Annotated in this window: 25 protein-coding genes, 1 tRNA gene and 1 riboswitch; of the genes, 9 read left to right on the forward strand and 17 right to left on the reverse strand. The window is 53.5% G+C overall.

Annotated elements, in window-relative coordinates; genetic code table 11:
* Window positions 1-52: 52 nt before the first annotated feature.
* The 4 genes from tyrS to anmK all read right to left on the reverse strand — a co-directional run bounded on the left by tyrS (window position 53) and on the right by anmK (window position 3,881).
* A complete protein-coding gene (gene tyrS, locus NAL19_RS12055) occupies window positions 53-1,330 on the reverse strand; it encodes a tyrosine--tRNA ligase (RefSeq protein WP_263057464.1) in 1,278 nt (425 codons plus the stop codon).
* 236 nt (window positions 1,331-1,566) lie between these two features.
* Window positions 1,567-2,247 (reverse strand): pyridoxamine 5'-phosphate oxidase, encoded by a 681-nt coding sequence (gene pdxH / locus NAL19_RS12060; protein WP_263059705.1) that lies wholly within the window; start codon window positions 2,245-2,247, stop codon window positions 1,567-1,569.
* Window positions 2,248-2,353: 106 nt separating this feature from the next.
* A complete protein-coding gene (locus NAL19_RS12065; RefSeq protein WP_263057465.1) occupies window positions 2,354-2,671 on the reverse strand; it encodes an MliC family protein in 318 nt (105 codons plus the stop codon).
* Window positions 2,672-2,768: 97 nt separating this feature from the next.
* Window positions 2,769-3,881 (reverse strand): anhydro-N-acetylmuramic acid kinase, encoded by a 1,113-nt coding sequence (gene anmK, locus NAL19_RS12070; RefSeq protein ID WP_263057466.1) that lies wholly within the window; start codon window positions 3,879-3,881, stop codon window positions 2,769-2,771.
* A gap of 348 nt (window positions 3,882-4,229) precedes the next feature.
* Between anmK and NAL19_RS12075 the strand changes: the two genes are divergently transcribed.
* Window positions 4,230-4,697: a glycine zipper 2TM domain-containing protein gene (locus NAL19_RS12075; protein ID WP_225084917.1), complete on the forward strand. Its 468-nt coding sequence runs from the start codon at window positions 4,230-4,232 to the stop codon at window positions 4,695-4,697.
* Window positions 4,698-4,828: 131 nt separating this feature from the next.
* Here the strand turns inward: NAL19_RS12075 and slyA are convergent, their stop codons facing one another.
* Together slyA and NAL19_RS12085 are read right to left on the reverse strand one after the other, a co-directional pair.
* On the reverse strand, window positions 4,829-5,266 hold the full coding sequence (gene slyA, locus NAL19_RS12080; RefSeq protein WP_015840595.1) for a transcriptional regulator SlyA: 438 nt from the start codon (window positions 5,264-5,266) through the stop codon (window positions 4,829-4,831).
* A gap of 227 nt (window positions 5,267-5,493) precedes the next feature.
* Window positions 5,494-5,733, reverse strand: coding sequence for a DUF1289 domain-containing protein (locus NAL19_RS12085; protein WP_317630284.1), 240 nt, complete (start codon window positions 5,731-5,733; stop codon window positions 5,494-5,496).
* A gap of 288 nt (window positions 5,734-6,021) precedes the next feature.
* Here NAL19_RS12085 and gloA point away from each other — a divergent pair, with 288 nt between their 5' ends.
* Entirely contained in the window at window positions 6,022-6,429 is a 408-nt protein-coding gene (gene gloA / locus NAL19_RS12090) for a lactoylglutathione lyase (RefSeq protein ID WP_180742737.1), read from the forward strand.
* A 147-nt stretch (window positions 6,430-6,576) separates the two neighbouring features.
* On the forward strand, window positions 6,577-7,248 hold the full coding sequence (gene rnt / locus NAL19_RS12095; protein ID WP_225084919.1) for a ribonuclease T: 672 nt from the start codon (window positions 6,577-6,579) through the stop codon (window positions 7,246-7,248).
* 101 nt (window positions 7,249-7,349) lie between these two features.
* Here the strand turns inward: rnt and NAL19_RS12100 are convergent, their stop codons facing one another.
* Complete coding sequence (locus NAL19_RS12100; RefSeq protein ID WP_010276591.1) at window positions 7,350-7,700, reverse strand: Grx4 family monothiol glutaredoxin; 351 nt, start codon at window positions 7,698-7,700, stop codon at window positions 7,350-7,352.
* A 341-nt stretch (window positions 7,701-8,041) separates the two neighbouring features.
* Between NAL19_RS12100 and NAL19_RS12105 the strand changes: the two genes are divergently transcribed.
* Window positions 8,042-8,893 (forward strand): C40 family peptidase, encoded by an 852-nt coding sequence (locus NAL19_RS12105; RefSeq protein WP_263057468.1) that lies wholly within the window; start codon window positions 8,042-8,044, stop codon window positions 8,891-8,893.
* Between the two features lie 103 nt (window positions 8,894-8,996).
* Here the strand turns inward: NAL19_RS12105 and NAL19_RS12110 are convergent, their stop codons facing one another.
* Entirely contained in the window at window positions 8,997-9,086 is a 90-nt protein-coding gene (locus NAL19_RS12110; protein ID WP_121575788.1) for a YnhF family membrane protein, read from the reverse strand.
* A 377-nt stretch (window positions 9,087-9,463) separates the two neighbouring features.
* Between NAL19_RS12110 and purR the strand changes: the two genes are divergently transcribed.
* Both purR and NAL19_RS12120 read left to right on the forward strand, forming a co-directional pair.
* Complete coding sequence (purR, locus tag NAL19_RS12115; RefSeq protein WP_225084921.1) at window positions 9,464-10,489, forward strand: HTH-type transcriptional repressor PurR; 1,026 nt, start codon at window positions 9,464-9,466, stop codon at window positions 10,487-10,489.
* Window positions 10,490-10,690: 201 nt separating this feature from the next.
* A complete protein-coding gene (locus NAL19_RS12120; protein ID WP_263059706.1) occupies window positions 10,691-11,560 on the forward strand; it encodes a class I SAM-dependent methyltransferase in 870 nt (289 codons plus the stop codon).
* A gap of 61 nt (window positions 11,561-11,621) precedes the next feature.
* Here NAL19_RS12120 and NAL19_RS12125 read toward each other — a convergent pair whose 3' ends face one another.
* The gene (locus tag NAL19_RS12125; RefSeq protein WP_263057469.1) at window positions 11,622-12,257 is read right to left on the reverse strand and encodes a riboflavin synthase subunit alpha; all 636 of its coding nucleotides are present in this window, start codon (window positions 12,255-12,257) and stop codon (window positions 11,622-11,624) included.
* 242 nt (window positions 12,258-12,499) lie between these two features.
* Here NAL19_RS12125 and NAL19_RS12130 point away from each other — a divergent pair, with 242 nt between their 5' ends.
* Both NAL19_RS12130 and NAL19_RS12135 read left to right on the forward strand, forming a co-directional pair.
* Window positions 12,500-13,873 (forward strand): MATE family efflux transporter, encoded by a 1,374-nt coding sequence (locus NAL19_RS12130; protein WP_263057470.1) that lies wholly within the window; start codon window positions 12,500-12,502, stop codon window positions 13,871-13,873.
* Between the two features lie 160 nt (window positions 13,874-14,033).
* A tRNA-Val gene (locus NAL19_RS12135) sits at window positions 14,034-14,110 on the forward strand.
* A 633-nt stretch (window positions 14,111-14,743) separates the two neighbouring features.
* On the opposite strand, the gene uca is transcribed toward NAL19_RS12135, so the two are convergent.
* The 7 genes from uca to NAL19_RS12170 all read right to left on the reverse strand — a co-directional run bounded on the left by uca (window position 14,744) and on the right by NAL19_RS12170 (window position 22,710).
* Entirely contained in the window at window positions 14,744-18,349 is a 3,606-nt protein-coding gene (gene uca, locus NAL19_RS12140) for an urea carboxylase (RefSeq protein ID WP_263057471.1), read from the reverse strand.
* A 150-nt stretch (window positions 18,350-18,499) separates the two neighbouring features.
* On the reverse strand, window positions 18,500-18,640 hold the full coding sequence (locus tag NAL19_RS12145; protein ID WP_263057472.1) for a hypothetical protein: 141 nt from the start codon (window positions 18,638-18,640) through the stop codon (window positions 18,500-18,502).
* The gene (locus NAL19_RS12150; protein WP_263057473.1) at window positions 18,631-19,266 is read right to left on the reverse strand and encodes an urea amidolyase associated protein UAAP2; all 636 of its coding nucleotides are present in this window, start codon (window positions 19,264-19,266) and stop codon (window positions 18,631-18,633) included. The genes NAL19_RS12145 and NAL19_RS12150 overlap by 10 nt, the downstream gene beginning before the upstream one ends.
* An 11-nt stretch (window positions 19,267-19,277) precedes the next feature.
* Window positions 19,278-20,012 (reverse strand): urea amidolyase associated protein UAAP1, encoded by a 735-nt coding sequence (locus tag NAL19_RS12155; RefSeq protein ID WP_263057474.1) that lies wholly within the window; start codon window positions 20,010-20,012, stop codon window positions 19,278-19,280.
* Window positions 20,013-20,025: 13 nt separating this feature from the next.
* Window positions 20,026-20,817: an ABC transporter ATP-binding protein gene (locus NAL19_RS12160; protein ID WP_263057475.1), complete on the reverse strand. Its 792-nt coding sequence runs from the start codon at window positions 20,815-20,817 to the stop codon at window positions 20,026-20,028.
* A complete protein-coding gene (locus NAL19_RS12165; RefSeq protein WP_263057476.1) occupies window positions 20,814-21,629 on the reverse strand; it encodes an ABC transporter permease in 816 nt (271 codons plus the stop codon). The genes NAL19_RS12160 and NAL19_RS12165 overlap by 4 nt, the downstream gene beginning before the upstream one ends.
* A gap of 22 nt (window positions 21,630-21,651) precedes the next feature.
* Window positions 21,652-22,710, reverse strand: a complete 1,059-nt coding sequence (locus tag NAL19_RS12170) for a putative urea ABC transporter substrate-binding protein (RefSeq protein ID WP_263057477.1) — start codon at window positions 22,708-22,710, stop codon at window positions 21,652-21,654.
* Window positions 22,711-22,769: 59 nt separating this feature from the next.
* A riboswitch (guanidine-I (ykkC/yxkD leader) is annotated at window positions 22,770-22,871 on the reverse strand.
* Window positions 22,872-23,131: 260 nt separating this feature from the next.
* Between NAL19_RS12170 and NAL19_RS12175 the strand changes: the two genes are divergently transcribed.
* Window positions 23,132-23,398, forward strand: a complete 267-nt coding sequence (locus NAL19_RS12175; protein WP_411561432.1) for a DUF3861 domain-containing protein — start codon at window positions 23,132-23,134, stop codon at window positions 23,396-23,398.
* 50 nt (window positions 23,399-23,448) lie between these two features.
* Here NAL19_RS12175 and katG read toward each other — a convergent pair whose 3' ends face one another.
* Window positions 23,449-25,623 (reverse strand): catalase/peroxidase HPI, encoded by a 2,175-nt coding sequence (gene katG, locus NAL19_RS12180; protein ID WP_263059707.1) that lies wholly within the window; start codon window positions 25,621-25,623, stop codon window positions 23,449-23,451.
* Between the last annotated feature and the right edge of the window lie 302 nt (window positions 25,624-25,925).

A 25,925-nucleotide genomic window follows, 5' to 3' on the forward strand; every position in this document is an offset into this window, starting at 1 on the left:
GCGCCTCAACTTACAAGAAGAAAGGGAGCTGGCGCTCCCTTATCGGTGATGCTTATGCTTTCCAACAGATCAGGCAGTAGTGCTTTTTGCCGCGACGCAACAAGGTGTAGCGATCGAACAAACGGTCAGCAGCACTGAAGGTGTATTCAGGATCGGCCTGCTTTTCGCCATTAATGGTTACCGCATTCGAAGAGATCATCGTACGAGCCTGACCGCGTGACGGCACCAGCTCCGCACTCACCAGCGCCTGTTGCAAATCCGCGCCGTTTTCCAGTTCGATAATCGGCATACCATCCTGCGCCAGTTGGGCAAAATCGTCCTGCGTCATATCCTGCAATGCGCCAGAGAACAGGCTTTGCGTAATACGACGAGCCGCTTCCAGACCCGCTTCGCCATGCACCATACGGGTCACTTCTTCCGCCAACACGTACTGCGCACGCGGAGCCTTACCGCTATTTTTATCTTCTTCTTCCAGCGCGTCGATGTCTTCAAGGCTCATGAACGTGAAGAATTTCAGGAAGCGGTACACATCGGCATCCGCCGTGTTGATCCAGAACTGGTAGAATTTGTAAGGGCTGGTCTTGCTGGCATCAAGCCAGATCGCGCCGCCTTCCGTTTTACCGAATTTCGTCCCATCAGATTTGGTGATCAGCGGCACAGTCAAGCCGTAAACCTGTTTCTGGTTCATACGGCGCGTCAAATCAATACCGGAGGTGATGTTGCCCCACTGGTCAGAACCCCCGATTTGCAGTTCGACGTCATGCTGTTTGTTCAGCGAGGCAAAGTCATATCCCTGAAGCAGGTTGTAAGAAAATTCGGTGAACGAAATACCAACGTCATCACGGTTTAAACGCTGTTTGACGGCTTCTTTGTTAATCATCTGATTAACGGAGAAATGTTTGCCGATGTCACGCAGGAAATCCAGCACGTTCATACTGCCGAACCAATCGTAGTTATTAGCCGCAATTGCGCTGTTTTTGCCACAGTCAAAATCCAGGAATGGAGACACCTGACGACGAATTTTCTCTACCCATTCCCCCACGGTGTCAGCCGTGTTCAGCTTGCGCTCCGTGGCTTTAAAGCTGGGGTCACCGATCAGCCCCGTGGCGCCGCCTACCAGTGCCACCGGTTTGTGCCCAGCCAACTGGAAGCGTTTCAGGCAGAGCAGCGGCACCAGATGCCCCAAATGCAAGCTGTCAGCGGTGGGATCGAAGCCGCAATACAGTGCGATTGGCCCTTGCGCCAGCCGCTCTGCTAACGCACCCTCATCCGTCACCTGGGCAATCAAGCCCCGCTCTTGCAATTGTTTAATCAGGTTACTACTCGCCATCGATAACTCCATTTTTATAAAAAACAGGCCGTTACGTTCCCTCTTTGGGATACGCACAACGCCGTGAGAAATGCGCAGCATACCTGCCTGCTGCCGCATGATGATTTCACTGCCGCATTACCTTACGCAACACGCTATAAACACCCTATCGCTGTGCAATGCCCAGTCAACGCGAAACTTCATAGGATAAAGTGCTGATGATAGGAGCGCCAGCGTTTAACACGGATATTTCGCGATTAAGGCGCTAAACGATCAATCTGCCAGCCTTCTTCCTGCCGCTGATAGAAAAATCGATCGTGCAAGCGGTGCTCACCGCCCTGCCAAAACTCCACAGAATCGATCACGACGCGGAAGCCTCCCCAGAAGCTCGGCAAAGGCACCTCGCCATTCTGGAATTTTTGCTTCAATTCCAAAAATTTACTCTCTAGCACGCCGCGCGCTGAAATCCGGCTGGACTGCTTAGATACCCACGCACCAATCTGGCTGTCTTTCGGGCGACTATGGAAGTATTTCAGTACCTCCAGCGCCGGTAGTTTCTCCACGCGCCCCAGCACCATCACCTGTCGCTCCAGCATATGCCAAGGGAACAACAGGCTAATACGTGGGTTGTTTTCCAGGTGATGGGCTTTGCGGCTGCCCATATTGGTATAAAACACCATGCCTTTCTCATCATAGTGTTTCAATAGAACGATACGTTGGTAAGGTTGCCCATGCTCATCTACGGTCGCGACGGACATCGCGGTAGGATCGGCCAGTTTCGCGTCGCAGGCCTGCTTCAACCAGCGTTCAAACAAATCCAACGGGTTAGCCGGAAGATCGCTACGACGAAGCCCACCACGCGTGTATTCACGGCGGATGTCGGCGATATCGGCGGGTTGAAGAGGAGTACTATCAGAGGGGGAACGTTCCTGAGTCATAATGTCCTGCTGTCGCAATGTCGGGCCAGAAGCGGGCGAAAATCCCATTTTGCTCCCGTACCCGAAAAATCGCAATCAGCAGTCGCACCACGAACGTGCGGTACAGTTACAGCGGTGCCAACACGCAGTCGTCTACGATAACCCGTTCACCACGTTGGATAAATGCGCGATCGCCTTTGCTCCAAAATGTGTAGATATCATTGCTGTATCGGACGCCAGAAGCGGACACCACCTGAGGGAGAGCCAGACGTTCGCCATCCAGCAGGAAACTCACCTGCGAAGGCATTTCGCCGCCCTGCTGTAGCGTCACCGTTAGCGGCATCGTGCCACATTGATAATGCAGCGTTTCCACTGTTTGTTTATGACCGAAATAGCTGCATCCGCTCAGCAGAATCAGCGCTGTCCCCGTCAGCAATCGTTTCATTCTTTTCTCCTGTCATTCTTGTCAATGGCGGCAACTGACGCTGCCGCACCTTGAAGTTTAACAAGAGGATAAACCTGAACCTCTCGGCAAAATCTGATTAATCCGCGTTGACCGGATAAATCGCGCCTAACACCGTTTCCTGACTCGCTCCCGTAACAGACGGCAGATTGCCCGACAGTCCCGACAACGTGCGTGAAGCCAGCCAGGCAAATGCCAGCGCTTCCATGTCATCGCCGCTTACGCCACATTCATCCGTCGTGCTGACTTCAATACCCGGCAGCAGCGCCGAGAGACGCGCAATGATGAGCGGATTGCGCGCCCCACCACCACAAACCAGTAAACGTTCGCATCCACCAACCAGCAGTACCTGTTCGGCGATGCTCATCGCGGTTAATTCAGCCAGCGTTGCCTGCACATCCTGCGGTGTCATTGGCGGTAGCCCAGCCAGCATTCTTTCCAGCCAGCTCAGGTTGAAATACTCACGTCCGGTGCTTTTTGGCGCCGGTAACGCAAAATAAGGATCGGTTAACATCCGACGAAGCAATAGCGGGTTAACCTGCCCGCTTATCGCCCACGCGGCGTCTTTATCGTACGGTTGTGCGCAGTGCCGCCAGATCCAGGCATCCAGCAACATGTTGCCGGGGCCAGTGTCGTAACCACGTACTGGCGCACCCGGAACCAACAGCGACAGATTGGCGATTCCCCCAACGTTGAGCACGATACGCCGTTCGACAGGATGTAGCAGCAGCGCATGGTGGAACGAGGGAACCAGCGGTGCGCCTTGCCCGCCATAAGCCAAATCCCGACGGCGAAAATCCCCCACGGTCGTAATACCCGTCAATGCGGCGACACGATTATTATCACCGATCTGCAACGTGCAGGGCGCGTCGCCCGTAGGCTCGTGCCAGACCGTCTGCCCGTGGCAGCCAATCGCCGTAATATCCTGAGCCCCCAATTCCGTCTCTTTAAGCAGCGCCAGTACAGCTTCGGCAAACAAGATACCCAGACGCGTATCCAACTTTCCCAGTGCCGACAGCGTTACCGCCTGCCCCTGACACATCCCCAGGATGGCCATTTTGATGTCCTGCGGTATCGGGTGACAGTAGCTGGCCTGCTGAGCAACCGTATGCTCGTCAATCGCGGCGAGCACAACGTCCACACCATCCAGGCTGGTGCCGGACATTACGCCAATATATCTGCCTGATCTCATTATGTAGCCTTTGCCCTATGGGATAAAAAGAGAACACCGCTAATAACCGTTATATCGAGAATAAAAGTAGCACGTTAACACGCTGAATTATTAAATTTTTTGCGTTTTTGCCACATGGGCCAGCTTTTAACCAAATGGGGGGTTTTGATAATATTTGCTACAAAAAAAGCCACTTCTCGTGCGATTTACTCCTCTGTTTATACGCAATTTAAGCGCACTATTATATTCTGAAAAAAAGAGTAAAAAGAGTGGCATGCTATACTGAGCCAGACCATAATTTATTGGTATAACACTGCGTCGGCCGCGGCTGAGCCAGCCCGACATATTCGCTATTAAGGAGTTAGTATTATGATGAAGCGTTTACTTGTGGTTACCCTTGCAGGTATCACGCTGGCTGGTTGTGCTAATACCAGTACACTTTCAGGTGATGTTTACAGTGCATCCGAAGCTAAGCAGGTACAGACTGTGACCTACGGTACGATTGTTTCTACGCGCCCGGTTCAGATTCAGGCGGGGGAAGATTCTAACGTGATAGGTGCGCTGGGCGGTGCCGTACTAGGTGGTTTCCTGGGCAACACGGTCGGCGGCGGTTCCGGTCGTAGTCTGGCGACAGCAGCGGGTGCGGTAGCAGGTGGAGTTGCGGGTCAAAGCGCAACAAGTGCACTGAACCGTACACAGGGCGTAGAGCTGGAAATTCGTCGTGATGACGGAAGTACTATCATGGTAGTACAGAAACAAGGCGATACGAAATTCAGCGTAGGTCAACGCGTTGCTATGGCCAGCAATGGCCGCAGCATCACCGTTTCTCCACGCTGATGCTGTGTGACGATCGCCGCCAACTGCGGCGATCGTCACAACGAATAATCAACTCCCGGAATGAATAACCAATGACAGATATTGGTAATATTACCGGGATTTAATTCTCCCTCTGCGCAACCCAAATTTAGCTACGCTTGATTCTCATGTAATGCCAATATATTTTTCTCAAGGCGCGCAACCAGCAGCGCTAATTCATCAACCTGCTCCGGCGTAATTCCAAATAATACTTCATTACGTGTATGGCTAATTACGCCATTGACTGCCTGTATGATCGGCTCTGCCGATTCAGTCAGCATAATACGTTTTGCCCGACGATCGTGTGCACAAACATGGCGAGTGATTAACCCTTTCTCCTCCAACTGATCCAGTGTTCGAACCAATGAAGGTTGCTCAATACCTATCGCTTTGGCCAGTTGAATCTGCGATTGACCAGGGGGTAAATGGTATATGTTATGCAGCGTAACCCAGTGTGTTTGGGTTAGTTCAAGTGGTTTTAACCGATGATCGACTAGCGCACGCCATACGCGCACCAGACGGGCTAAATCAGATCCTAATGGCAATTCCATCACCTCTCCTTATTGTTAGCACGCTAAGTTATATCCCTGGATTGCAATCAACTCTGATTTATAAAATAAGAAACGACTTTATTGTTGTAAAAATAGAACCACCGTGAAATGGATTCTATCAAATAAAAGTCTTTTAAAAATGATCTCAGGCTTATTTTATTCAATCGAACGCTCCTGCGTTGCTTAAACAAAATTTCACGTTAATAGATCATCTAAGACAAGATGACTTAAAACAACGATGGCTGACGGGATTCTGCTGGCGTATCGGTTTTCTCTGCACGCTGTGAGCGTTTCATTCTCTGCCGACACAAACGCAGCACATCCTGTTTCTGCGCATCACTCATTTGGCTCCAACTAAAGCGCTCATTACGACTGCGAAAGCAACCGCGACAATACCCGCCTTCATCCGCCTGACAAATACCACGGCATGGATTAGGGACCACAAAGAGTTCTAGTTGCTCTGGCACAACACCTCCTGCTACAACTCTATTTATTGAAGCCCTGTTCTTTACCGCTGGCAAGCACAAACGGACAGTCACAATGAAAATAATTAGATAACCATTGTAATAACTGACGATTTTTTTACACGCCCGGCAGCCTAAAAGTGCCCCACCGCGCTATTTACCCCTCCTGTTAGTACGTTTTAACACAAACCTCACCATAGTGTCGCATTTTTAGCATCATCCCAACAGCTTGGACTCGGCAGAGCCACAACGCTATACTTCCCTTTTGTTGCACTTTTTAACGAGGACACTATGCGTTTACTTCACACCATGCTGCGTGTTGGCGATTTACAACGTTCTATCGATTTCTATACTCAGGTTCTGGGCATGCGCGTGCTGCGCACCAGCGAGAATACCGAATACAAATACACGCTGGCTTTCGTCGGTTATACCGAAGAGAGCGAAGGTGCAGTTATCGAACTGACCTACAACTGGGGCGTCGACAGTTATGATCTCGGCAACGCCTATGGTCATATCGCACTGGGCGTTGACGATGTTGCCGCAACCTGTGAGCGTATCCGCAAAGCAGGCGGCAATGTCACGCGCGAAGCTGGTCCGGTCAAAGGCGGCACAACCGTCATCGCGTTCATTGAAGATCCAGACGGCTATAAAATTGAATTGATCGAAAATGCCCACGCGGGTAACGGCATCGGCCACTGATATCTCTCGCATGCTACAGGTGCTACATCGGCACCTGTTCCCTCCCCCTCTTCGTCCCCCTCGCGGTTTGAACCACAACGGCATGCTGCATCTCCAGTCAAAATTTGCAATAATGCGCGCTGCGTTTTGCTAACAATTAAGAGACAAATGGCTGATAAAAGTGATCTGAACGCCCTGAGCGGCCGTTTTCGTGGGTTCTACCCGGTAGTGATTGATGTTGAAACCGCCGGATTTAATGCGAAAACCGATGCCTTGCTGGAAGTGGCGGCGGTAACATTAAAAATGGATCAAGACGGTTGGTTGCAGCCAGATGAAACGCTACATTTTCATGTTGAACCATTCGAAGGCGCGATCCTTGAACCCGCCGCGCTGGCGTTTAACGGCATTGACCCTACCAACCCGCTACGCGGCGCCGTGAGCGAATATGATGCGCTGCACGAAATTTTCAAAGTCGTGCGCAAAGGGATCAAGGAGCAAAACTGCAACCGTGCCATTATCGTGGCGCATAATGCTACATTCGACCACAGTTTCATGATGGCGGCAGCGGAGCGCTGTAGCCTGAAACGCAACCCATTTCACCCTTTCGCCACCTTTGATACCGCGGCCCTCAGCGGGCTGGTGTTAGGACAAACCGTCCTTGCCAAGGCCTGTATTGCTGCGGGTATTGCGTTTGACTCCAGTCAGGCACACTCCGCGCTGTATGATACCAATCAGACAGCCTTGCTGTTCTGTGAGTTGGTTAACCGCTGGAAACGTCTGGGTGGGTGGCCGATTGCGCAGGAAGAACATTCGCTGGAAGACGCGTCAGCCGAAGACTAAAAAGACGGGAAAATCAGAGATAAAAGAACGGGTGCCATAAGGCACCCGTTGGAAGGATTTACGCTCCGGTAATGACGTATAGCATCGTCATTAAGAACGCATTACTCTTGATCGGCCTGCTGTGCTTTGTACTTGTCGGCCGTTTCTTTGATCAGCGGTTGCAGTTCACCACGCTGGAACATTTCAACCACGATATCACAACCGCCAATCAGCTCGCCGTCAACCCACAGCTGTGGGAATGTCGGCCAGTTCGCGTATTTCGGCAGCTCAGCGCGAATATCCGGGTTCTGTAAAATATCAACATACGCAAAACGCTCGCCACATGCAGACAACGCCTGAACTGTCTGTGCGGAAAAACCGCAACTTGGCAATTTCGGGGAGCCTTTCATGTACAGCAGAATCGGGTTTTCAGCAATTTGGCGCTGAATTTTTTCAATTGTCGGTGTCGTCATCTTCTTGCTTCCTTAAACTTATAGGATGGCTAACGTCCAAAACGCTAGCCATGAGCCGCCGTCAGAGGTACTACGACAGCGACATTGACTCAGTGATATTGTACCGATGCCACCAGTCACAAAAAAACGCCATTTTTTGTAGGGATATTTTCCCTGCAAGTTATTCGCCCTTGATGAAATCAACGCCAGAAAGCGTTGATAAATCAATCGAAAAAACAACTATTAACGTTTTTTCACTATTCTGTATGAATAAAGCGACCATGCCCACTTTTTTATGCCGCCGTTTTCAGGAATACTGTGCGGATTGAGCGAGTTAAGGATTATGTTCGGTCACTTTTATTATGCGCTTGTTTATTACTCTTTTTATATTATTTTTCAGCAATCTGTCCCTGAACGTCGTTCAGGCTGCACCGCATACCCCGCATTCTGCGCCAAAGAAAAGCGCCGTTGAAGAAACCAATAAGAAAAGCCGTCAAACAAAGGGTAATGCGAAGTCACCGACACCGATCAAAAGCAAAAAACCAGAACCTGCCGCGGTCAGCACGAAAACCAAACCTCGCAGCGTAAACAAATCAACAGAAAAAAAACCGTCACGGACGCAAAGCAGCACGCCCGCACTCGTGAAAAAGAATCTCAAAAAGCTGAAGCCTGAAGAAGAAAAGCAGACAACCGCACAGGCCAGAGTCAAAACCGGGCTGAAGAAAACGACGGTCAAGGGAAAAGCGGAGAAAAATCCGGCGCCTACAGAAAAAGGTATGGCGCTGAGCGCGGCGCATAAAAAGCGTTATCAACATGCCAAAACGACAGCAATGAATAAGTTGATGAGCCAAATAGGCAAGCCTTACCACTGGGGCGGCTCATCTCCTTTTACCGGATTCGACTGTAGCGGACTGGTCTATTACGCGTACAAAGACGTCGTTAAGATCCAGATTCCACGTACCGCCAATGAAATGTATCACCTGCGTGATGCCGCTCCGATTAAAAAGAGCGAGCTGGAAAGTGGCGATCTGGTCTTCTTCCGCATCAACAATCGCGGTGCCGCCGATCATGTCGGCGTTTATCTGGGAGAAGGGAAATTTATCCAGTCGCCGCGTACCGGTTCAGATATTCGTATCAGCAAACTGAGTGAAGATTATTGGCAGGAGCACTACGTTGGCGCGCGTCGCGTAGTAACGCCACAGACAATTCGTTGAGAAATGGATTCGGCATCGAAGAAGAAGAACGATTCAGACACGTTTTATGTAGCTGTAGCATAAACGTGTCTGAATACCGAAATCACACAGAGGCATCGTTCGGTTAGTTCAGCACCGCAACAAAACTGAACACAATGATCATCGCCAGTGCGCCAACCGTTGTCAGCAAAGACATCTTCAGATCTGTATCCATAAACCACTCCTTATTAACGAACAAATTTTATCTGAAAGAGGAAACCGCCCTTTACTGCGAACCCATCCAGGCGGTTAAAACCACAAACAATAGGGTTATTACGATTCTTTCATAATTTTAGTGAAAAATCTCGGACCAATGCATCACTAATAGTATAAATTAGCCCTTTCCCTTTCATGATAAATCGGACACAATCCGCTGTTTATGAAAGCGCTGCGTATCGGTCGAAAAACGTCAACCCAGATCCCTTCGGTATAACATTCGGCATTCTCCTTCTGAAATTCTGTTTTTTAGCTTAGAAGAAGAACTTTAAACGTAGGCAAACGATTAACAATATACTTACGTCTGTAACAGGTAAGTTCAGGAGTCATTTTTAGATGGCAACGATTAAAGATGTGGCAAAACGTGCTGGCGTTTCCACCACAACCGTATCGCACGTGATCAATAAAACACGTTTCGTCGCCGAAGAGACTAAGGCAGCCGTCAGGGCGGCAATCAAAGAATTGCACTATTCGCCCAGCGCCGTCGCACGCAGCCTCAAAGTTAACCACACTAAATCAATCGGTTTGCTGGCTACATCCAGCGAAGCCCCCTATTTCGCCGAGATCATCGAAGCCGTCGAAAACAGCTGCTATGCCAAAGGCTACACGCTGGTGCTGTGTAATTCGCATAACGACATCGGTAAACAGCGCGCTTATCTCTCCATGCTGGCGCAAAAACGTGTGGACGGCTTACTGGTGATGTGTGCCGAATATCCACCTGAGCTGCTGGCAATGCTGGAAGACTATCGCAGCATCCCGATGGTCGTGATGGACTGGGGCCAGATGCATAGCGACTTTACCGATACGATTATCGATAACGCCTTTGAAGGCGGTTATATGGCAGGCCGCTACCTGATCGAACGCGGCCATCGGGATATCGGCGCCATTCCCGGTATTCAAGAACGTAATACTGGCAGCGGGCGCTACCTCGGCTTTTTAAAAGCGCTGAAGGAAGCAGACATCACCGTACGCGAGGAATGGGTGGTTCAGGGCGATTTCGAGCCGGAATCCGGTTACAAAGCCATGCATCAGATTCTCGCGCAGAAACAACGACCAACGGCCGTATTCTGCGGTGGCGATATCATGGCGATGGGTGCCATCTGTGCGGCAGACGAACTGGGTCTGCGCGTGCCGCAGGATATTTCGGTGATCGGGTATGACAACGTGCGCCACGCGCGTTTCTTTACGCCGGCGCTGACCACCATTCATCAGCCGAAAGAGCGTCTTGGGCAGTCCGCCTTCGCGATGTTGCTGGATCGCATTACCAGTAAGCGGGAAGATGCACATGTCATTGAAGTCCATCCGACGTTAATTGAACGTCGTTCTGTGGCAGACGGCCCTTACCTCGACTATCGCCGCTAAGCGCGACGACACGATACAGACAACTTTCTTATTCCTGTCCGCTTCCCTCTCTGCTTCAGCCAATTTTCTTGTATGCTGGCTGAAGTAGTTCTAAATTTAATACCGCGTTTCATTTTCTCTGGTGACAGCCGATACGTCGGCTGCGATAAGTGCTGTCCAGGTATGTTTTACGATACTTTTACATAAAGTTAAGGAGACATGATGGGTTTACCTTATACAGAAGAATGGGATGACGATATCGCGCCCTGGTTCCACATCGTGCAGGACATGTTGGATGTCGCCGATATCACCATCAACGGCTCTCGCCCTTTTGACATCCGCGTGACCCATCCTGGTTTTTTTAAACGTGTTCTGCGCGAAGGATCGCTGGGGCTGGGAGAGAGCTACATGGATGGCTGGTGGGAATGTGAACGACTGGATATGTTTTCCCATCGCGTCCTGCGTGCAGGGCTGGAAGCGAAGTTGCCCCGCCGTCTGCACGATCTTACGCGAGTCGCCCTCTCACGAGTCATGAATCCGCAATCCCGCAGACGCGCTCAAATTGTTGGCAAGGCACATTACGATTTAGGCAATGACCTCTTTACCCTGATGCTGGATCCTTACATGCAATACTCCTGTGCTTACTGGAAACAAGCACAGACGCTGGAACAGGCGCAGGAAGATAAACTCGCGATGATCTGCGAAAAGCTCCCGCTCAAATCGGGAATGACGCTGCTGGACATCGGTTGCGGCTGGGGCGGGCTTGCCGAATTCGCCGCACGCCACTACGGTGTGCCAGTTTATGGCGTCACCATTTCCAGAGAACAGCAGATGCTGGCACAACAGCGTCGTCAGAATCTGAATGTCACGATTGATCTACAAGATTATCGCGATCTCGATCGGCAATTTGACTGCGTGGTGTCGGTAGGCATGTTTGAACACGTCGGACCGCGCAACTATGACCGCTTCCGCCGGATGTTCAGCTACTACCTGAACCTCTGTGCTGGAGCCTTCAGAGCAAGAACACTCCAGCTCTGGCAAGTGGTATTCAGTCTGGATGGGATCGAAGGAGGAATACGTGTTTCACGCTAGCAAAAGAGAAAAAACCGGACGACGCTGTTCGTCCGGTTTACAGAATCAGGCAACGCAGAAATTACTCTTCTTTGCTCTGGTCGTTCGCCTGCTTGCTCGCCAACACACGCTCAACGGTATCCACTACGGCCTGGGTCTGCGGATCGATTTCAATATTGATGCGATTCCCCAGGCGTTTCTGCCCCAGCGTAGTCCGGTTCAACGTTTCGGGGATTAAATGCACGCAGAAGCGCCCACGAGTTACTTCCCCTACCGTCAGGCTGATGCCATCAATCCCGACAAAGCCTTTATGCAGCACGTATTTCATCAGCGCGTCATCTGCCAGACGGAACCAAATCTGATGGTTATTCTCTGAAACCTGAATCTTCACCACTTCCGCCGTACACATAATATGGCCCGACATGACGTGCCCGCCGATCTCGTCACCGAACTTCGCGGCACGCTCAATATTCACGACATCGCCTTCATGAATATCGCCCAGATTCGTTAATCGCAGCGTTTCTTTCATGAGATCGAAGCTGACACGATCGCCGTCAATAGCGGTTACCGTCAGGCAGCAGCCGTTGTGCGCCACCGAGGCACCAGGTACAAGTCCGGGCAGCAGGTCGGGCGGGAGTTGAACGACATGCGTACGGAAATTGGATTTTTCTTCAATCGACACCACCGGCGCGGTGCCCTGCACAATACCGGTAAACATACGGTTTGCCTCTTAAAAACAAAGAAATGATTTTGTGCAGTGTGCCCGATATTTCGCGGAAAACCAAACCGGAATACCGCACACCGCATGGCCATCGAAACCGTAGCGTAACAAAAAGAATATATTCTCTTCCATGCTGGTTTACTTTCGTTAAGTCGTTACAATGACTCTCTCTTTATCCCGATCTGTTTCTTATATCTAAATTATTTATTCCGCCGTCAAGTCATTCAAGGAAGGTATCCGTGCAACAGTATCTGACAGAAGCGCGTAAATTATCAGCGCTTGCTGTTCCTGTCATTATTGCGCAAGTGTCTCAAACATCGATGGGTGTCGTTGATACCGTCATGGCTGGTGCCTATAGCGCCACCGATATGGCCGCCGTTGCTGTAGGAACATCAATCTGGCTACCCGCCATTCTTTTTGGTCACGGTCTGCTGTTGGCGCTGACGCCCGTTGTCGCACAGCTCAACGGTTCCGGCCGACGCGATCGCATCTCGCATCAGGTGCGACAAGCTTTTTTCCTGGCCGCTATTATTTCTGTATTTACGATGCTGGTGCTGTATCAGGGGGAATATGCCATTAACCTGATGAGCGACGATTCACCAGAGCTGGCGGCAAAGGCCATTGGCTACCTGCATGCGCTGCTGTGGGGCGTACCTGGCTATCTGTTCTATCAGGTTTTGCGCTGCCAGTGTGAAGGGCTGTCCAAAACCTACCCCGGCATGATGATTGGGTTCATCGGGTTATTAATCAATATCCCGATCAACTATGTCTTTATCCACGGTAAATTTGGCATGCCCGAACTGGGCGGCGTAGGCTGCGGCGTCGCTACCGCATCGGTTTACTGGATCATGATGCTGTTGATGATGGCCTACACCCGACGCGCCTCCTGGCTACGCGACATCCGCCTGCATCGTCCAGCATTCCGCCCAGACGTTGCCGTACTCAACCGCCTCTTTGGTCTCGGTTTACCTATCGCGTTGGCGCTGCTTTTCGAGGTCACGCTGTTTGCCGTCGTGGCGCTGTTGGTGCTACCGCTGGGCGTCGTCGATGTGGCCGGTCACCAGATCGCGCTGAATTTCAGTTCGCTGATGTTCGTCCTTCCGCTCTCGGTGGGCGTCGCTACCACCATTCGCGTCGGACATCGATTAGGGGAAGGTTCGGTTGAGAACGCCCGCATTGCCGCGCACACGGGTATCATGGCTGGCGTAGCGTTAGCCTGCTGCACGGCAATCTTCACCACGCTGCTGCGTGAACCCATCGCCCTGCTCTACAATCAGGACCCGCTCGTGGTGGCGATGGCCTCTCAGCTCATGCTGTTGGCTGCCGTTTATCAAATTTCCGATGCCGTTCAGGTCATCGGCACCGGCGTATTGCGTGGCTATAAAGATACCCGGTCGATTTTCTATATTACGTTCACCGCGTACTGGGTGCTGGGGTTACCGAGCGGCTATATTCTGGCCTTGACGGATATCGTCGTACCGCGCATGGGGCCTGCGGGTTTCTGGTGTGGCTTCATTATTGGCCTGACGGCAGCGGCCGTGATGATGGTGACGCGGATTCGTTTTCTTCAGCGCCAGCCTGTCGCACAGATTTTAGCGCGCGCGGCTCGCTAGATAACGTTTTATCCATTTTGAGTCGAAAAAAACGACACAATGGATACAACCCCAGCAATCGCGCTGGCAAGAGCACAAAATTGCATTTTTCCTCTTGCCAGTTTTCCCCTTGCTCGCTACTATTCGCCTCGCTGTCACACAGGCAGCACGGTATCTTAATGCGTTCATAGCTCAGTTGGTTAGAGCACCACCTTGACATGGTGGGGGTCGTTGGTTCGAGTCCAATTGAACGCACCATTTTCCGCTTTCTACACGTTTTATTTTCCAGTATTTCTTACTGAAAATAATCGGCGATATCCTCTGAAGTAACTGCATTTATTCTCTCCACGTAAGATCGATTTCGTTCTGGCTATCCTCATGGTCGCGACGCCTATTTGATCTGACTCAAAGCAACGTATTGAACTTCCTCAGGTTTGTATAGACGCCCCAGCCGTTATGATAAAATCCTTCCGCGAAAATAATATTGAAAGAGTAAATTGCAATGGATTGGTTAAAAGATTACATACCACTGCTCCTCATTGGTGGTGGGATATGGGAAATTTGTCACGTCTATAACGGACTCAAATCTGGCGTGTTAGTCGAGAGAATTAATAGAAAAGACGTGACATTTCATCGTGGCGAGTTTTGGTTTAGTTTTTGGATCGGCTTTCATATTGTTTTCTCAATAGGCTCGTTTGCCGTTAGCCTCTTTCTCATCAGAAAATATTTGCTCCTCCCTGACTGGCTGCAACCGTATGTCTCTCACTTTTATTCACTCTGACAACTATTAGCGTCAATAAAATATCCATGTGACTCTGCATGGTGTTCAAACTTGCCATAGGTAATGTCACGCCAGAGTGTCACTCTGGCGTAAAATCATGCGCGCCGCTGTTATTCCGCCAGCGACTCGATCACCACCACGCACTGTCCGGCGCGTACAGATGCACCGGGCTGGCAGCGAATATCCCGCACCGTACCGCGCTGTGGCGACACAATCGGGATTTCCATTTTCATGGATTCGAGAATCATCAGCGTTTCGCCCGCAGCTACCGTCTTGCCGATTTCCGTCGTCACCTGCCAGAGATTGCCGGAAATCGGGCTTTCTACGCCGACCTGTCCCGGCAGGATCGGCGCGTCGTTCGCGTCCTCAATCACCACGTCGACGCTATCCGTCACCGATTGACCGGCAATACGCCAGCGCTCGCGCTCCGCCTCAAACGCCGCTCGCTGGTGCACGCGAAATGCCTCGATGTCTTCCGCTTCCCGCGACAGGAAATCCTGATAGGCGCTTAACGCCAACTCGCTTTGCTCGATCCGCAGCGGATAGCGCCCCAGCGGGAAATCCCGCCGAATGGATAACAACTCATCGGCCGACACCGGATAGAAGCGAATTTGGTCAAAGAAGCGCAGCAGCCACGGTTTGCCATCAAATGCGTCAACGCCGCGATAGCGATCCCACATTTGCAGCGTGCGACCAACAAACTGATAGCCCCCCGGCCCTTCCATGCCGTAAACGCACAAGTAAGCACCGCCGATGCCCACCGAGTTTTCCGCCGTCCAGGTACGCGCCGGATTATATTTGGTGGTGACTAACCGATGGCGCGGATCCAGCGGCGTTGCCACCGGTGCGCCGAGGTAAACATCACCCAGCCCCATCACCAAATAGCTGGCGTCAAAGACCGTTCGGTAAACCTCATCGAGATTTTCCAACTCGTTAATACGACGGATAAATTCAAGATTGCTCGGACACCAGGGCGCATCGCGGCGTACCGTGGTCATGTATTTTTCGATCGCCAGTTGGCAGGCGGGATCGTCCCAGGACAGCGGCAGATAAACCACCCGCGACGGCACGGTCAGATTCTGCTGTGTGCAAACGTCCTGCCATAGCGTGGACAGCACGTCCAGCAGGTGCGACAGCGAAAGTACCTCAGGGCGATAATGTACCTGTAACGAACGAATCCCCGGCGTCACGTCAATAATGCCATCAAGCGCCAGTTGCTCCAGCGCCAGCATCAGCGCATGGACGCGGAAACGTAGCGCCACATCCAACTCCGCCGCGCCTACTTCCAGCAGCAAATGGGTATCACCGGACAGCCGTGCAACCAGCCGCTTGTCCGCCTCACCGCTATCCAACACCACAGGAGAAATGAGCGCGGCAGGCGACCAATCAATTGCGATAGGAGCAAGCTGTTCCACCTCCGCATGACGTGCCTGCGCCAGTGCGCGCGCTGTCGGGAGATCGACAGGAATAAAGCGAACACGGTCGCCCGCAGTAAGCTGCCCCAGCGCCCACAGATCAGCTTCGATTATCGTTACCGGACAGACGAATCCACCGAGACTCGGGCCATCCGGCCCCAGAATAACTGGCATATCGCCGGTGAAATCCACCGCGCCAATGGCATACGGGTTGTCGTGAATATTCGAAGGATGCAGCCCGGCTTCTCCACCGCTATCACGAACCCACTCTGGTTTCGGCCCAATCAGGCGCACGCCCGTGCGGCTGGAGTTAAAATGCACTTCCCATTCGGTGCTAAGAAAGGTGTCCATATAGGCAGGCGTGAAATAGTCCGGTGCCGCATGCGGGCCGTAAATCACACGTAGTTCACGCACCGTAGACAATGTGGTGCGCAAGGCGTCCGGCAGGCAATCGCCGGTGCGTCTGTCCGTCAGCGGCGCAAGGTGCAAGACGTCACCCGCCCGCAGCGCCCTGCCCGCGTGGCCGCCAAATTGCCCCAGCGTGAAGGTGCTTTTACTGCTGAGATAATCCGGCACATCGATACCTCCACGCAGGCAAAGATAGCTGCGTACTCCCTGCGCATTCGCCGCACCTAACCGCAACGTGGCCCCCGCAGGTATCGCAAAGACAGTATCCATCAGAACGGGTTGCCCATCCAAGTCGATAGCGAGAGACGCACCGGTGACCGCCGCTACCGCATCCGTATTAAAACGCAGCGTCGGCCCGTTCATTGTGATCTCCAGGGCGGCCACTCCCGCCGGATTCCCTACCAGACGGTTACCGAAACGTAATGCGCGATCGTCCATCGGCCCCGACGGCGGTACGCCGACCGCCCAGTATCCGAGGCGTCCGGGATAATCCTGTACGGTGGTCTGCGTACCCGCGTTCACCACTTCGCAGGTTGTCGCCTGATAGATCAGCGCATCCAGACAACGCGTCCACGGCTGGCCGCTGGCAAACGGCTCTGCAGCCAGAATCTGACGCAGATAGTCACGGTTGTGTTCCACGCCGTAGAGTCGCGTATCCGCCAGCGCCCGATCCAGCCCGGCCATCGCCTGCTCGCGGGTGGGGGCATAGGCGATGCTCTTCGCCAGCATCGGGTCGAAAAACGGGGGGATCTCACACCCGGCGCTCACCCAGGTATCGATACGCAGGCTCTGTCCTTCTGCGGCAGGAAACGCAACGTCCGTCAGTAACCCCGGCGAAGGCTGGAACTGTTTGCCCGGATCTTCCGCGTAAAGGCGCGCCTGTATCGCATGCCCCTGAGGGTTCAGACCCACAGCCAAGTCGCGCAGTGGTGGTAAATCCCCAGCGGCCAGTTCGATCATCCAGCGCACCAGATCCACGCCCCAGACCTGTTCCGTTACACCGTGCTCTACCTGTAAGCGCGTATTCACTTCAAGAAAGTAAAAACGGTCCGTCGCGCTGTCATAAACGAATTCCACCGTCCCAGCACTGCGATAATTCACCGCCTGAGCCAAACTGATTGCTGCCGCGCACAGCGCGTCAGCGACGCCATGCGGCAGATTGGGCGCGGGCGTTTCTTCAATCACCTTCTGGTTGCGACGCTGTACCGAGCAGTCCCGAACGCCCAGCGCCAGTACATCTCCCTGACCATCACCAAAGATCTGTACCTCCAGATGTCGGGCGCGTTCGATATACTTTTCGATGAATACGCCTGCATCGCTGAAATTGTTCTGTCCCAAACGCTTTACCGTTTCAAACGCGTCGGACAGTTCCGTGGCGCTATAGCAAACGCGCATCCCGATCCCCCCACCTCCGGCTGTGCTTTTAAGCATGACCGGATAGCCGATCGCTTCCGCCGCACGGAGGGCCGCATCAAGATTTTCCAGCAGTTCGGTGCCTTCCAACAGCGGTACGTTGTGCTGCTTCGCCAACGCGCGCGCCGTATGTTTTAAGCCAAATACCCGTAGCTGCTGTGGCGTCGGCCCGACAAAGGCGATCTGCGCCGCTTCGCAGGCTTCGGCAAACGCGGCATTCTCGGACAGAAAGCCATAACCGGGATGAATGGCCTGCGCGCCGCTGCGCCGAGCCGCCGAGAGAATTTTTTCTACATCCAGGTAGGTGTGCGCCGCCGCGCCCTCCCCCAGGCTAATGGCTTCATCGGCGTCCTGAATATGCAGGCTACTGATATCGGCATCAGAATAGACTGCGACGCCATGGACGTTCATCTCGCGCAGCGAACGCAGAATACGGCACGCAATTGCGCCACGGTTGGCAATCAGAAGTTTGTCGAACATACGCTAGACTCATGCAAGGGCGGGTCGTCCCACCAAAATGCGATCCGCATGATGGTCGTCCATCACGCTAACAGTCAGGTGCTGCTGAAACAGCGGGTAAAACGGGTCATGCTGAAACAGATAGAACTGAAACAGGCTATCGAGTCGGTATCACGGGGCGTTGTCCGTTCGGGCGTTAGCCGACGGCAGGTAATAGCGATTTGCCCGAGCCTCCAGCGCGCTCACCAGCCACGCTTTCACTCGCTGCCAACGCGTACGTTTCTCATAGCCGCGATCCGACATCAATTCCATATCAGCACCTCCGCTGGCGTCGGGTTCCAGCCATTACATGGGTTATTCAACTGCGGGCAGTTGGAAATCAGCACAATGACATCCGCTTCGGCACGCAGCTCCACATATTTCCCCGGTGCAGAAATGCCGTCCTCAAAAGTCAGCCCACCTTCCGCCGTTACTGGCACGTTCATAAAGAAGTTGATGTTTGCACCAATGTCCTTTTTGTTCAGGCGACCATCGTGCAGGCAGGCACAGAGAAAATTGTCGCGACAGCTATGCATGTAGCGCCGGTCGAGCGCATAGCGCACGGTGTTGCTCTCCTGCGCACAGGCTCCGCCCAGCGTGTCATGGCGACCGCAGGTGTCGGCGACAATCGTCAGCAGCGGGTTGCCAAGGTTGGAATACAGCACGCTGCCCGTCGTCAGGTAGACGCTATTCTGGCGACGCAGCGTGCGTTGCGGATCATAGCGTTCACGCGGATCATCGACGCGATAGAACAGCGTATCCACCGCCTGATTGCCTTCCAAATCCAACAGCCGCAGCGTCTGTCCCTGCTTGACCTCAAACAGATAGGGTTCTCCGGCAGGGATCACATGGCGGAATGCCGCGTCCTCGGCCGTTTTATTGCTGGCAATTAACGTCATGTCCGGCCTCCTTACAGGCAAAAGCGTTCAGTATTGTGAAACGCGCGTGCATTTTCCTCACGGAACTCACGGCAGTATCTGGCAACATCCTCGCCTTCCGAGCGGCTCCAGGTCAGCGCTATCGGGCGCGGTGCATACGTCGGGTTAGGGTCCATCGGGTGTTGCAGGGCAGTCAGCACCACCAGCGTATCCATCGGCGCATACAGCTCGATATAGTCCCCCGCCTGAGAATGATTAGCGTGAAAATGAAATTGCCCCTGCCCATCCACGGCGACCTTGCTGAACAGGTTGAGGGTCATCAGCAGATCTTGCAGATTGAGATTCCATTTCCCCATCTCGACCAGCAGGTTATCCATGCCATTACGGAAAAAACCGTTGCGCAATTCCTGATAACGCCCCTGCCCGTATTTCTCCTGCACTTCCTGTGCATTGAGCACACCGCCGAAGCTGTCGTGCCAGCCGCAGGTATCGGTAATGATTGCCGCCAGCACGCGTCCCATATCGGAATAGAGGCAGTGCCCAGCCGTTAATTTGGCGGTATGTTGCCCTTTCAGGGTATCCGGCAGGTTCAGGCGTTCGCTGGTCTGGTGCGCGTTAAACAGCAGCAGGCCAACATTGCCGCCGCCTTCCAGATCTTCGATACGCAGAATCTGTCCACGTTTGAGAATGAAGGAGGTATGGCCTCCGCCCGGCACTATTTCTTCATCAAATGTTGTTCGGCCTGTCGATGTCTGTATCGCTGTCATAACCGAAAGCTCCTTAAATGGGGGATGTCGCCACGCTGACTGCAGGAGGCACTAGCGTCAGCGCACGCTGGCGCGTAGCGAGACGCTCCTGATTAAGCGGGATGTCATAGGTAATACGTGCGCCATAGGCTTCCGGCGCATGCGGGTCGACGCGCACTTTGTCGAACACCAGCAAACGCGTGCCGAGATGGAAACCTTCCGGCAAATCGTGGGTGACCATAAAGACCGTTAAGCGAGTTTCTCGCCACAGCTCCAGCAGCAGCGTGTGCATATCGCTGCGAATACCCGGATCCAGCGCTCCAAACGGTTCATCGAGCAGCAGGATGCGCGGCTGGACAATAAACGCCTGCGCAATCGCAAGCCGTTGCTGCATGCCGCCAGAAAGCTGGTTCGGGTATTTGTGCATGGAATGTCCCAGCCCGACGCGCTCCAGCATCCGCGCGGCACGGTCTCGCGCCGCCTGCTTACGCGCTCCAAACAGCCTGCCGAGCCAAGGGGAACGCGGGATCTCCAGCCCAATCACCACGTTTTCCAGCACAGTTAAATGTGGGAAAACCGAATAGCGCTGAAACACCACGCCGCGGCTGGCATCCGGTTCAGCGGGCAGCTGCTTCCCTTCAAGCCGTACTGCACCACGACTGGGCGTTTCTTGCCCCAGCAGCAGGCGCAGAAAGGTGGATTTACCGCAGCCGGATGCCCCAACCATCGTGCAAAACTCCCCTTCCTCAACGTTCAGGTTGAGCCGTTCCAGCACAACGTGGTCGCCGTATTCCTGCCAGATGTTATCGATCTCGATAAAACTCATGCTTTGCTTTCCTCTGACCACGGGAACCAGCGGCGATGCAGCCACCGCAGCGCCCTATCCATGAGCCATGCCAGCAGCGTGATCCACACGACGTAAGGCAGAATCACGTCCATTGCCAAATAACGACGAACCAAAAAGATGCGATAACCCAGCCCAGCCGTTGCCGAAATCGCCTCGGCAGAAATCAGAAACAGCCACGCCGCGCCCAGCAGCAGTCGCAGTGAAATCAACAGCCGCGACAACAGCTGCGGCAGAATGACCCGCAGCACCACGACCCAACTGTTCGCCCCCAGCGTCTGCGCTTTAATCAACGTTTCCTGCGGTATGTTGCGAGCGCGCTGTTCGAGGTCGCGCGCCAGCATCGGCGTAACCCCAATCACGATCAGCATCACTTTCGAGAGTTCATCCAGCCCGAAAACGATGAAGAGAATGGGCAAAATCGCCAGCGGCGGAATCATCGACAGTACGGTCATCAGCGGCGAGAGCGACGCGCGAAACAGCGGGAAAGCCCCGGCCGCAATCCCGAACAGCAGGCTCAACAGGCTGGCGATCCCCAGCCCCAGCGCGAGACGCACCAGACTGGCCTGCGTATCCAGCCAGAACAGGTAATCGCCGCTGCGTTTGTCCTCGGTCAGTGCCATGCGCTGAATCGCCTCGGCCATTTGCCCGAGACTCGGCAGAAGTTTGTCATTGGGGTTAGCCTCCAGCCGCAATGCCGACCCGATGAGGTACAGCACCAGCAGCACGACAAACGGCAGCAGGACCAGCAACAGCCGTCCGCCCCTGCTGGGGTAGCGATTGATCAAGCGCACGATAGTCTCTCCAGTTTGCGGGTCAGAGTTTGTTCTCTGCGGCCAGACGCACGAAGGTGTCGTCAAAGCGCAGTTTCACATTGGCGCTGTCACCCTGCGTAATCTGTCCAGGGAACGTCATGCCAATAAAATCCGCGCTCTGTGCGCCTGCACCAAGCAACCCTTTATCAAAGGAGAAATCCGCCACGCGCTTCATGGTGTTAGGGAGATCCGGGCTGGTCAGAAATGCCAGATTGTCCTGTGGGGAATAAAACAGATGGGTGGTTTTTAACTGCGCCTGATAGCCGGCTAAATCCGTACCGGAAGCGGCGGCCATTGACTCCAGCGCCGGTTTGTCGCCCGCTTTCATTAACGCCATCATTTCAAACCAGGCACCAGCCAGCGCGTTGCCCAACGCCGGGTTCTCTTGCAGCGTCTGCGTGTTCACGACCATCATGTCGATCAGCTCACCGGGGATCTGGCCGGACTGAAAGACCTCCGTGGTGTCCGGCTGGCTTTTAATCGCAGACAGTTGCGGGTTCCAGGCGACGGCAGCCTGCACGCTGCGGGTGGCGAAGGCGGCGACAATATCAGCATCCGACGTATTGACGACCGTGACATCTCGCTCCCGCAATCCGGCTTTTTCCAGACCGCGCACCAGCAGATAATGCGAGACGGAGAGTTCAGGCAGGTTGACCTTCATCCCGCGTAAATCGCTCAGGGTTTTCCCTTTGCCTTTGAGCACAATGCCATCGTTGCCCGCCGAGAAACTGCCGAGCAGCAGCGCCGTAGTATCCACACCGCCCGCAGCCGGAATGGTCAGCGCATCCATGTTGGTCATCGTGCAACCGTCAAACTGTCCGGCGGTATATTGGTTGATCGACTCGACGTAGTCGTTAAGCTGCGTGACCTTAATCTTGATGCCGTACTTGTCGGCCCATTTATCGATAATGCCCTGCGTGCCGATGAACCCCCACGGCATCCATCCGGCATAGATCGTCCAGCACACGTTGAATTGCGTTTTAGGCGCAGCCTGAGAAGGGAAGCTCAGCAACGCTGAGAGACTGAGGACGCAAACGCCCAGTAAACGAGATAGGTTCATGCCAGACCTCCGGTTGAGTAGGAAAAAAGCGGGAACAGCGCGACACCATGGGTGTTGCTGTCTCCCGGGCTTTTGTCCCGCCGTGTAACCTCAACTGGAGGTCGCCAGCTCTCGGACCAGACATCCATATGGTATGGATCGGAACCCTAGCCAGCTATTCAGGTTGTTCAGCGCCATGCGTGGTGCTGTCCCGAATAGAGAAAAGCAAAATGCATGCCAGTACCGAAAAGCACAGTACAGCTGTCGTTTCTATGGATAATCTAGGGAGAATTATGCGGGGAAGCGCGCTATCTCGGTGCAGTAGCACAGCAAGTGCGCTTCACGGCAGTGCAGTGAGGGTTAACGGATACGAGACTTAGCGTGCAGAACAATTCGCCGTTATTTTTTCCAGCAGCGCGCTAAACGTGGCTTGTTCGTCAAGATTACGGTGGAAGAAAAAGCAGAGCCGCAGCGCACGCTGTCGTTTGAATGCTCGATTCACGATGACTTGTTCAAGATACTGGAAAAAGTCGATGGCAAGATGGATATGACGCCGGAACAGACGCAGGCTTTTCTGGTGGGGCTGAAGCTATTTAGTGAAGTGATGATGCAGAATAGAAAGCACCCGTTGTTTAAGGAATTTGCCGCCCCGTTCAGGGAATTTATGCTTAATCTCAAGAAGCAGGGATCCACAAAGGGGCAGCAGTAAAAAATGATGCTCCCCGTGCTCTATAGCGCCTGCACGGAGAGCGCTACGCCTTACTCTGCCAGATCGAAGCGATCCGCATTCATCACTTTCACCCAGGCGGCAACAAAGTCATTCACAAACTTCTCTTTATTGTCGTCCTGTGCGTACAGCTCGGCGTAAGAACGCAGAATGGAATTAGACCCAAAGACCAGATCCAGACGCGTCGCTGTCCATTTGACTTCACCCGTTTTACGATCGCGGATTTCATACAGGTCTTTACGGTATGGCTTCCAGGTGTATTTCATGTCGGTCAGGTTGGCGAAGAAATCATTCGTCAGCGCCCCTTCACGATGGGTAAATACGCCATGCTTCGTGCCGCCGTAGTTGGTTCCCAGCACACGCAGCCCACCAACCAGCACCGTCATCTCTTTCGCCGTTAACCCCATCAGTTGGGTGCGATCGAGCATCAGTTCTTCTGGGCTCACGGCATAGTCTTTCTTCAACCAGTTGCGATAGCCATCGTGGATGGGTTCGAGGACATCGAAAGACTCTGCATCGGTCAGGGCATCGGTGGTATCGCCGCGTCCCGGTGCAAACGGCACGGTGATATTTACACCTGCCGCTTTCGCTGCTTTCTCAATCCCCACATTACCCGCCAGCACAATGGTATCGGCCACGCTGGCCCCGGTTGCGGCCGCAATACTTTCCAGTACGACTAATACACGCGCCAGACGGTCAGGTTCATTCCCTACCCAGTCTTTCTGCGGAGCAAGACGAATACGCGCGCCGTTAGCACCACCGCGCATATCGGAACTGCGGAACGTGCGGGCGCTATCCCAGGCGGTTGCCACCAGCTCGCTAATGGACAGGCTACTTTCCGCAATGCGGGCTTTGACCACATCGACATCATAGTCGGTACGGCCTGCCGGAACCGGATCCTGCCACAGTAAATCTTCCTGCGGCACATCTGGACCGAGGTAACGCGTCTTCGGCCCCATATCGCGGTGCGTCAGTTTGAACCACGCGCGGGCAAACACTTCGGAGAAATAAGCCTGATCCTGATAGAAGCGCTCGGAAATCTTGCGATATTCCGGGTCAACTTTCAGCGCCATGTCGGCATCGGTCATCATCGGGTTGTAACGGATAGACGGGTCTTCAACATCCACCGGTTTGTCTTCTTCTTTAATGAAGACGGGTTCCCACTGCCACGCGCCCGCTGGGCTCTTTTTCAGTTCCCATTCATGATTAAGCAGCATGTGGAAGAAGCCGTTATCCCACTTCGTCGGATGCGTTGTCCAGGCGCCTTCCAGCCCGCTGGTAACGGTATAGCGCCCTTTGCCCGACCCTGTCGGGTTATGCCAGCCGAGGCCTTGCTCTCCAACATCGGCGCCTTCCGGTGCCGCTCCCAGCAAACTGGCATCACCATTACCGTGGGTTTTACCTACCGTATGTCCACCCGCCGTCAGTGCAACAGTTTCTTCATCATTCATCGCCATACGGGAGAACGTTACGCGCATATCCTGTGCGGTACGCAGCGGATCGGGATTGCCATCAACCCCTTCTGGGTTAACGTAAATCAGCCCCATCTGTACGGCAGCCAGCGGGTTTTCCAGCGAGGTACGATCATCGCTGCCGTAGCGCCCAGTGCTCTTCGCCAGCCACTCTTTTTCGGAACCCCAGTAGATGTCTTTTTCCGGGTGCCAGATATCTTCACGCCCAAAGGCGAAGCCGAATGTTTTCAGCCCCATGGATTCGTACGCGATATTACCCGCCAGAATAATCAGGTCTGCCCAGCTCAGTTTATTGCCGTATTTTTTCTTGATGGGCCACAGTAAACGGCGCGCTTTATCAAGGCTGACGTTATCCGGCCAGGAGTTAAGTGGTGCAAAACGCTGGTTACCGGTTCCGCCGCCGCCGCGACCGTCGGCTGTGCGGTAAGTCCCCGCCGAGTGCCAGGCCATACGAATCATCAACCCGCCATAGTGACCCCAGTCCGCCGGCCACCACTCCTGGCTGTCGGTCATCAGTGCATGCAGGTCTTTTTTGAGGGCATCGACATCGAGGGTTTTGAGGGCGTCGCGGTAGCTGAAATCGCTGCCTAACGGGTTGGTCTTGGTATCATGCTGATGAAGAATGTCGAGATTGAGGGCATTTGGCCACCAGTCAGTGTTTGATGAGCCAGTAGAAGTATTTCCGCCGTGCATAACCGGACACTTGCCGGCTGGTTTCGTTTTATTCTCGTCCATCATTATCTCCCAGTATGTTGCATTGCCTTAATCGCTGCGCAAGAAGGCAGGGTCGTCCTCCAATAGCCTTACGGAGCCTTCACCTATTCCCTCTTCTTGATGCAAGACAGTGCCAGAGTCTCCCTATAATTTATAATTGTATATGCTAACTTCTGCGATAGTTTAAGTTGATGAAAATCAGCTCAATCGCACATTTTTCCTATCGGCATCAATAATCTCGCCGCCAGAACCGCTAGCGATAATGCGCCTGATTATCATTGCGGCCTCTTTAGGGAAGCCGCAGATTCTGTTAGCGCCCAACA

The sequence above is a fragment of the Pectobacterium sp. F1-1 genome (genome assembly GCF_025643735.1).
In the GTDB taxonomy this organism is placed as follows: domain Bacteria; phylum Pseudomonadota; class Gammaproteobacteria; order Enterobacterales; family Enterobacteriaceae; genus Pectobacterium; species Pectobacterium colocasium.

Coding starts and splice junctions, on each gene's coding strand:
- NAL19_RS12155 (WP_263057474.1), bottom strand. CDS start 20,012: ATGACAGCGATACAGACATCGACAGGCCGAACAACATTTGATGAAGAA.
- rnt (WP_225084919.1), top strand. CDS start 6,577: ATGGCTGATAAAAGTGATCTGAACGCCCTGAGCGGCCGTTTTCGTGGG.
- NAL19_RS12075 (WP_225084917.1), top strand. CDS start 4,230: ATGATGAAGCGTTTACTTGTGGTTACCCTTGCAGGTATCACGCTGGCT.
- slyA (WP_015840595.1), bottom strand. CDS start 5,266: ATGGAATTGCCATTAGGATCTGATTTAGCCCGTCTGGTGCGCGTATGG.
- NAL19_RS12100 (WP_010276591.1), bottom strand. CDS start 7,700: ATGACGACACCGACAATTGAAAAAATTCAGCGCCAAATTGCTGAAAAC.
- NAL19_RS12065 (WP_263057465.1), bottom strand. CDS start 2,671: ATGAAACGATTGCTGACGGGGACAGCGCTGATTCTGCTGAGCGGATGC.
- NAL19_RS12170 (WP_263057477.1), bottom strand. CDS start 22,710: ATGAACCTATCTCGTTTACTGGGCGTTTGCGTCCTCAGTCTCTCAGCG.
- pdxH (WP_263059705.1), bottom strand. CDS start 2,247: ATGACTCAGGAACGTTCCCCCTCTGATAGTACTCCTCTTCAACCCGCC.
- uca (WP_263057471.1), bottom strand. CDS start 18,349: ATGTTCGACAAACTTCTGATTGCCAACCGTGGCGCAATTGCGTGCCGT.
- NAL19_RS12125 (WP_263057469.1), bottom strand. CDS start 12,257: ATGTTTACCGGTATTGTGCAGGGCACCGCGCCGGTGGTGTCGATTGAA.
- NAL19_RS12150 (WP_263057473.1), bottom strand. CDS start 19,266: ATGACGTTAATTGCCAGCAATAAAACGGCCGAGGACGCGGCATTCCGC.
- anmK (WP_263057466.1), bottom strand. CDS start 3,881: ATGAGATCAGGCAGATATATTGGCGTAATGTCCGGCACCAGCCTGGAT.
- NAL19_RS12110 (WP_121575788.1), bottom strand. CDS start 9,086: ATGGATACAGATCTGAAGATGTCTTTGCTGACAACGGTTGGCGCACTG.
- tyrS (WP_263057464.1), bottom strand. CDS start 1,330: ATGGCGAGTAGTAACCTGATTAAACAATTGCAAGAGCGGGGCTTGATT.
- NAL19_RS12145 (WP_263057472.1), bottom strand. CDS start 18,640: ATGGAATTGATGTCGGATCGCGGCTATGAGAAACGTACGCGTTGGCAG.
- NAL19_RS12105 (WP_263057468.1), top strand. CDS start 8,042: ATGCGCTTGTTTATTACTCTTTTTATATTATTTTTCAGCAATCTGTCC.
- gloA (WP_180742737.1), top strand. CDS start 6,022: ATGCGTTTACTTCACACCATGCTGCGTGTTGGCGATTTACAACGTTCT.
- NAL19_RS12120 (WP_263059706.1), top strand. CDS start 10,691: ATGGGTTTACCTTATACAGAAGAATGGGATGACGATATCGCGCCCTGG.
- katG (WP_263059707.1), bottom strand. CDS start 25,623: ATGGACGAGAATAAAACGAAACCAGCCGGCAAGTGTCCGGTTATGCAC.
- NAL19_RS12160 (WP_263057475.1), bottom strand. CDS start 20,817: ATGAGTTTTATCGAGATCGATAACATCTGGCAGGAATACGGCGACCAC.
- purR (WP_225084921.1), top strand. CDS start 9,464: ATGGCAACGATTAAAGATGTGGCAAAACGTGCTGGCGTTTCCACCACA.